Consider the following 5575-nt stretch of genomic DNA (forward strand, 5'->3'; position numbering starts at 1 on the left):
CTATTCCTATCCAGAATCACGCAGTGAATCTGAATTTGCCGACAGGTACGCCACCGCCACAGACAGTAGAACCTGTCGTGGTGAGTATCGACGTAGATTTTGACGGTACGGTGTCCTGGAACGGTACGGCAGTTGATCATGCACAGCTGGAAGCCAAACTGGCTGAAGCAGCAGCAATGCCTACAGCAAACCAGCCAGAGATCCATCTGCGTCCGGTTGCGGTTGTGCCTTACAAGTCTGTGGCTGCGGTCATGGCAGCAGCACAGCGTCTTGGTGTGACCAAGATCGGTATGGTCGGGAATGAGCAGTATCTGAAGTAAATCAGAGTATATTAAAAAAAACCGGGGAATCTCATTCCCCGGTTTTTTTTCGACTCATGCTTTCTGCATATTACCTGGCAAATCTATCGAGGCAGAGCTTCATACAACTCCAGGGGCAAGTCATCAGGATCAGCAAAAAAAACAAAGCGCCGCCCTGTCAATTCGTCCAGCCTGATATCTTCCACTTCCAGCCCCTTTGCCTCCAGCATCGCTTTACAGGCTGAGACATCATCAACTTCAAATGCCAGGTGACGCAAACCCTGTGCTTCAGGTCGTGATACCCTCGGTGGTGCATCAGGAAATGAAAACAATTCTATCTGCGAACCATCTGGCAGGGCCAGATCGAGCTTGTATGAAGCTCTTTCTGACCTGTAGGTTTCAGCAATAATGCGCAGGCCCAGAATCCGGGTATAAAAATCTTTTGACAGCTGATAATCTGCGCAAATGATGGCTACATGATGTATGCGCTTGAGCATCAATCTGTCGTCCGGTCTGAGTCAGAGTCAAAGTTCGAATCAGGCATTTTGCATGAATTGCAAATACAGATCACGGGCACGTGTCGCCACTACACCTATAGGCAATTCACGGCTTTCGTATCTGGTGCAAGGCGTTACCTTGGCAAAATTACCGGTATTGAAAATCTCTTTGGCCACCAGCAACTCTTCCGGTTTTACAGTGCGCTCTGACACTTGCTTGCCATCGTCCTTGAGCAAACCAATCACGCGGGCGCGGGTAATGCCGGACAAGAAACTACCGTTTGCCACAGGTGTGACAATTTCATCGTCAGCAGTCACGAAGAAGAGATTGGCAGTAGCAAATTCAGCCACGTTGCCATGTACGTCACAGACCACGCCATTGTCAAAACCACGCTCTTTGGCTTCGCGCAAGGCTCTGGTGGAATTTGGATACAGGCAGGAAGCCTTGGCATCAGTCGGTGCCATGGAAGGGTCGGGACGACGCAGACTGGACAGGCAGGCAGAGAAACCAGTAAATGCTGGCATCGGCGCATCAAACAAAGTCAAAGCAAAGCCGGTTGTTGATGGTTCAGGGATCAGCAAACCGTCAGTACCAAACACCAGCGGGCGTATATACAGCTCGGCATCCGCCGGGAACAGGGCGATGCCCTCGCGGCACAATGCTTCGAGTTCATCGACATTGTAAGGACATTGCAAACCCAGGCGCTGGGCTGATTGTATGACGCGGGCCAGATGCAAACGCAAGTCTGGCGTCAGGCCACGAATGGAACGCGCACCATCAAACACTGAGGAACCCAGCCAGACTGCATTATCCATGGCGCCAAACAGTGGCGTATTGCCTTCACTCCATTGTCCCTTGAAGTAGCTACGGTACATAATATTCCTCACTCATTAATAGTAAATTGGCGGCGCATAGTGAATGCTTATTTCTAATGTATCACATTCGTCATTGCGGTAAATACAGATGGATCAAAGCTGCGCTTGTTTGACCTGCGCTAATTGAGCTTGATTTACACTGTGACTGCTAGTTCTGACAACCACATATTGCTTGCGGAACTCAAGCCCGCGCTGTGGCCATTTTTCTGCATATTGCTTAAGGTGTTCAACTGCTGGTACAAAATCCTCTCCATTGACACGGCAATCAGCGGCCAGCTTGCCCTCGTTATCGCGCGAGGCAAACAGGCGTATGCCGATGAAATCACTGGTCTGCAACAGATCATGAAAAGCCGGCATGCTTTCTGTAAACAGGCAGCATGGGCAAAATGGATGCTCTTCTTTTTTCTTGGGCGCGGGCAGGCTGGCGAGATGGGCTACCGGTCCAAGTATCACCTGGCGAAAACTGCTGTTTTCCGCTGCCTCAGTGCTTGTGTTCATTTCTATGACTGTGCAATTCAAAGGCTGCTCGCGTGTAGCATCCTGCAATACCAATAAGTCCATCCTGGCCCAGGTACGCAAACCCTCAAGTATGGCTTCAGACTCGGTAGCACCCATGGCATGCTGGTATTCGCTCAAACCCTGCGGGAAATAGGCCGCATGGCTGGCATAGATACGTGTGCAGGTACGGAATTTATCTTTGGCAAGCGTGACCGTTTCCACCCGCTCAACTGCCAGCAGCAAGCCATCTTCCAGGGCAAGGTAATTGTCTTGCCATTTGAGCTTGATTGCTTCTGCCGTCAAGACCTCAAACAAGGCCAGCGTCAATTCAGCATCGATATTCAGATTGGCAAACACTGGTGCCATTACAGCTGACGTAGGTGAAACCGGGCTGGCAGCAAATTTACTCTTGAAGCTTTTGAAAGCATTGCCTAGGGAAGTGGTAACTGACATGAGAACTGAGATTGAGGACGAAACAGACCCGCATTGTAGCAAGAAGACCGGCAAACCAAGGTATTTGCACGCTGCACAACATGTTCATGCCTTGATGGCATTGATGAGTTCACGCGCGTATGTTGGCAATTCATCGTATTGCCGTACACAGATCAGCAAATTCCTGACAGCCCAGGTATCCGTCAGATACAGCCTGTGTATTTTCATCAACTGCTCATAACGTAAAGCTGCCGTCTCGGGGATGATGGCAATGCCAGCCCCACTCTCCACCATGCGGCAAATGCCATCAAAGCTGCGCAAACGCAGGCGGTAATGCAAACGCTGCCCCAACCGCGCCGCATGTTCATTCAAATATTGTTGCAGGGCGCTGTCACCTGCCAGACCGACAAAATCATAGGTCAGGGCATCAGCAAAGGCCAGGCTGCCATTGACCGCAGCCACAGCATGCAATGGATGCTGCGCAGCCGTCACCAACACCAGTTGATCCTGACGGAATGGAAATGCCTGCAAGTCTGCACTATCAACCGTATCGGCAATGATGCCTATATCAGCCTGTTCGGCGATGATGGCTTGCACGATGTCATTGCTGAGTCTTTCTTCAACTTCAATATTGATGTGCGGATGTGCCTGCATGTAAATAGCCAGGGCCTGCGGCAAAAATTCCGTCAGCGCCGAGGTATTGCACAACATGCGTATATGTCCTTTGAGGCCTTTGGCGTAATCACCGAGATCGCCACGCATTCTTTCCATTTGCTGCATCAGCATGCGCGCATGGTGCAGCAGCGTGCGGCCAGCATCAGTCACCTCCACACCACGTCTTTGCCGCAACAGCAGGGGCACGCCCAGCAAATCTTCCATACCGCGCAGGCGCGCACTGGCAGATGCAAGTGCCAGATGGGAACGGTCTGCCCCGGCAGTAATACTGCCAGCCTCCACTACGTGGACAAATAATTGAAGATCAACCAGATCAAAGCGCATGAAAAGATTGTTTTTTTGGAATGATTACCATATTTAAACTACGTAAAATACGAAGCCTGACTGAGTATATTCCACATTTTCAGTTCCTGCTGGTAATGGCAAACTGTCTATATGGAATCCCTCATTGCGCTATTTACCCCTCATGGCAACAGCACGCAGTGGCTGGCCGTAGGTTCTATTTTTCTCCTGGCAGGTATGATCAAAGGAGTAATAGGCTTGGGCTTGCCCACGGTGGCAATCGCCTTGTTGAGTTTGTCGATGACGACCATGCAAGCCGCTGCCTTATTGTTTTTACCTTCGCTTTTAACGAATATCTGGCAACTCGCCAGCAGTGCCAGGTTACTGCCCTTATTACGCCGCCTGACCCCTATGCTATTGGGCATCTGTCTGGGTACTTTTGTTTCGGGACTTTTATTCAGCAAGCTCAATCCAGTCTGGTCAGGTGCAGGCCTGGGCGTGGCATTACTGCTATATGGCGTCATGGGCTTGGCGTCGGTACATTGGCAAGTACCAGGCCATGTAGAGCACAGGCTGGCCCCTGTCATCGGCATTGCGACAGGCATGGTCACCGCCTCTACCGGCGTATTTGTTTTGCCGTCTGTCCCTTACCTGCAAGCCCTGAATTTTGATAAGGACAAACTGGTACAGGCCATGGGCTTGTCTTTCACGGTATCCACACTGGCACTTGGAATCAATCTATACGGCAGTGGTACTTTGCAATGGAATATTGCTGGTGATTCCATGCTGGCCCTGCTGCCTGCATTGGCTGGCATGCAATTGGGGCAAGTCATACGCGACAAAATGCAGCCAGCGCTGTTCAAGCGCTGTTTCTTCATCGGCTTGCTGGCTTTGGGTGTCCATTACTTATGGGGAGCAGTGAAATCATGACAGAGATCACTTCTGGAGAAGCTGTAAAAACGGCACTGCGCATCTGCAAACAAGATGAACAAAGCAACTGCACGCATTTATTGTTGTCTGCATTTCTGGATCAGCAGCATGTGGGCGCGCTGGATTGCAGCATCCTTGGCGGGCAGGTATGTGTGCATGTCTTGTATGTGAAACCCAGTTATCGTGAACTTGGCATTGCCAGGGCCCTGCTAGCGCAATTGCATGCAGAATGCCCTGGGCTGGAAGTAATTTGCGAAAAGGGGAATGAGCAGGGAATGAGGCATTAAAAAATCACTGCTTCCGCCGCTATAAAGTATCGCAATAACACGCAAATAAGCAGGCAAATCATCTATGATCATGTGCATCACTTCATAAGGTGCACACATGAATATCGAAGTACTCTTCCCTACTCTGGTTGGCATCTCCAAGGCCGATGACGACACCATTTATGCAATCAATGACGAAGTCTTGCGCCGCAAGGAAGACTTGAATCGCTTGCTGAGCCATTCATGGGGTGACAATGTGCTCAGCTCATTCGGTAATGAGAAAAATATTTTCGCGCTTGCCGCATTACACCATTTAAGAAAATTCATAGAAGACAGTGTCTTGCAGTTTGTTCACATGACCAGGCGCGACAAGGACTGGAAAATAGATCCCCAATATACGCAAAGCTGGATCAATGTCACCAAGAAATTTGGTTATCAGGAAAGGCATAATCACGACAGGAATGTTGAAGGCGTGCCCATCAGCGGCGTCTATTATTTCAGCACCAATCAGCATGATGGCGAGCTCGCCATCTTCCCTTGCGACATGCAATACAAGCAGTTTGAAAACTATGTTATCGAACCTGAAGTCGGCAAACTGGTCTTGTTCAGGTCCGATGTATTTCACAGAGTAGGCTCCAACCTGACTGATACCGACAGGGTGTCTTTTAGTTTCAATTACCTGCTCAATAAGTAAGGGAACATCTGATTAAGTTCTAATTTCCATCAATTACAAAATCATGTTCCAGTCAAAGCATAAAACGTGCTGCTGAACATGATTTTCATCAAGAATTGGGGAGTTGTATCCCCAACTTCTTCAGTT

The 5575-nt window shown here is 49.6% G+C and carries 8 protein-coding genes; 4 read left to right on the plus strand and 4 right to left on the minus strand.

Annotated features, from left to right (window positions below; all coding sequences use genetic code 11):
- Positions 1–320 (plus strand): ExbD/TolR family protein (locus ACO0LI_RS30450; protein WP_423037570.1); only part of this gene is annotated, 320 nt, incomplete at its 5' end.
- Positions 321–403: 83 nt separating this feature from the next.
- On the opposite strand, the gene ACO0LI_RS30455 is transcribed toward ACO0LI_RS30450, so the two are convergent.
- The 4 genes from ACO0LI_RS30455 to ACO0LI_RS30470 all read right to left on the minus strand — a co-directional run bounded on the left by ACO0LI_RS30455 (position 404) and on the right by ACO0LI_RS30470 (position 3601).
- Positions 404–796 carry a VOC family protein gene (locus ACO0LI_RS30455; protein WP_423037651.1) on the minus strand — a complete coding sequence of 131 codons (393 nt, stop codon included), beginning with the start codon at positions 794–796 and terminating at the stop codon, positions 404–406.
- A gap of 39 nt (positions 797–835) precedes the next feature.
- Positions 836–1672 (minus strand): branched-chain amino acid aminotransferase, encoded by an 837-nt coding sequence (locus ACO0LI_RS30460; RefSeq protein WP_423037653.1) that lies wholly within the window; start codon positions 1670–1672, stop codon positions 836–838.
- A 93-nt stretch (positions 1673–1765) separates the two neighbouring features.
- The gene (locus ACO0LI_RS30465; RefSeq protein ID WP_423037655.1) at positions 1766–2623 is read right to left on the minus strand and encodes a DUF6348 family protein; all 858 of its coding nucleotides are present in this window, start codon (positions 2621–2623) and stop codon (positions 1766–1768) included.
- An 84-nt stretch (positions 2624–2707) separates the two neighbouring features.
- Positions 2708–3601: a LysR substrate-binding domain-containing protein gene (locus tag ACO0LI_RS30470; protein ID WP_423037657.1), complete on the minus strand. Its 894-nt coding sequence runs from the start codon at positions 3599–3601 to the stop codon at positions 2708–2710.
- Between the two features lie 111 nt (positions 3602–3712).
- Between ACO0LI_RS30470 and ACO0LI_RS30475 the strand changes: the two genes are divergently transcribed.
- The 3 genes from ACO0LI_RS30475 to ACO0LI_RS30485 all read left to right on the plus strand — a co-directional run bounded on the left by ACO0LI_RS30475 (position 3713) and on the right by ACO0LI_RS30485 (position 5449).
- Complete coding sequence (locus ACO0LI_RS30475) at positions 3713–4489, plus strand: sulfite exporter TauE/SafE family protein (RefSeq protein ID WP_423037659.1); 777 nt, start codon at positions 3713–3715, stop codon at positions 4487–4489.
- Positions 4486–4776 carry a GNAT family N-acetyltransferase gene (locus tag ACO0LI_RS30480; RefSeq protein WP_423037661.1) on the plus strand — a complete coding sequence of 97 codons (291 nt, stop codon included), beginning with the start codon at positions 4486–4488 and terminating at the stop codon, positions 4774–4776. Before ACO0LI_RS30475 ends, ACO0LI_RS30480 begins: the two co-directional genes overlap by 4 nt.
- Positions 4777–4873: 97 nt before the next feature.
- A complete protein-coding gene (locus tag ACO0LI_RS30485; protein ID WP_423037663.1) occupies positions 4874–5449 on the plus strand; it encodes a putative 2OG-Fe(II) oxygenase in 576 nt (191 codons plus the stop codon).
- Positions 5450–5575 lie beyond the last annotated feature (126 nt).

Source organism: Undibacterium sp. Tian12W (assembly GCF_049339405.1).
Taxonomy (GTDB): domain Bacteria; phylum Pseudomonadota; class Gammaproteobacteria; order Burkholderiales; family Burkholderiaceae_D; genus Undibacterium.

Bases quoted from the DNA above. Each gene is read 5' to 3' on its own strand.
- ACO0LI_RS30455 (WP_423037651.1), bottom strand. From the start codon at position 796: ATGCTCAAGCGCATACATCATGTAGCCATCATTTGCGCAGATTATCAG.
- ACO0LI_RS30460 (WP_423037653.1), bottom strand. From the start codon at position 1,672: ATGTACCGTAGCTACTTCAAGGGACAATGGAGTGAAGGCAATACGCCA.
- ACO0LI_RS30465 (WP_423037655.1), bottom strand. From the start codon at position 2,623: ATGTCAGTTACCACTTCCCTAGGCAATGCTTTCAAAAGCTTCAAGAGT.
- ACO0LI_RS30470 (WP_423037657.1), bottom strand. From the start codon at position 3,601: ATGCGCTTTGATCTGGTTGATCTTCAATTATTTGTCCACGTAGTGGAG.
- ACO0LI_RS30475 (WP_423037659.1), top strand. From the start codon at position 3,713: ATGGAATCCCTCATTGCGCTATTTACCCCTCATGGCAACAGCACGCAG.
- ACO0LI_RS30480 (WP_423037661.1), top strand. From the start codon at position 4,486: ATGACAGAGATCACTTCTGGAGAAGCTGTAAAAACGGCACTGCGCATC.
- ACO0LI_RS30485 (WP_423037663.1), top strand. From the start codon at position 4,874: ATGAATATCGAAGTACTCTTCCCTACTCTGGTTGGCATCTCCAAGGCC.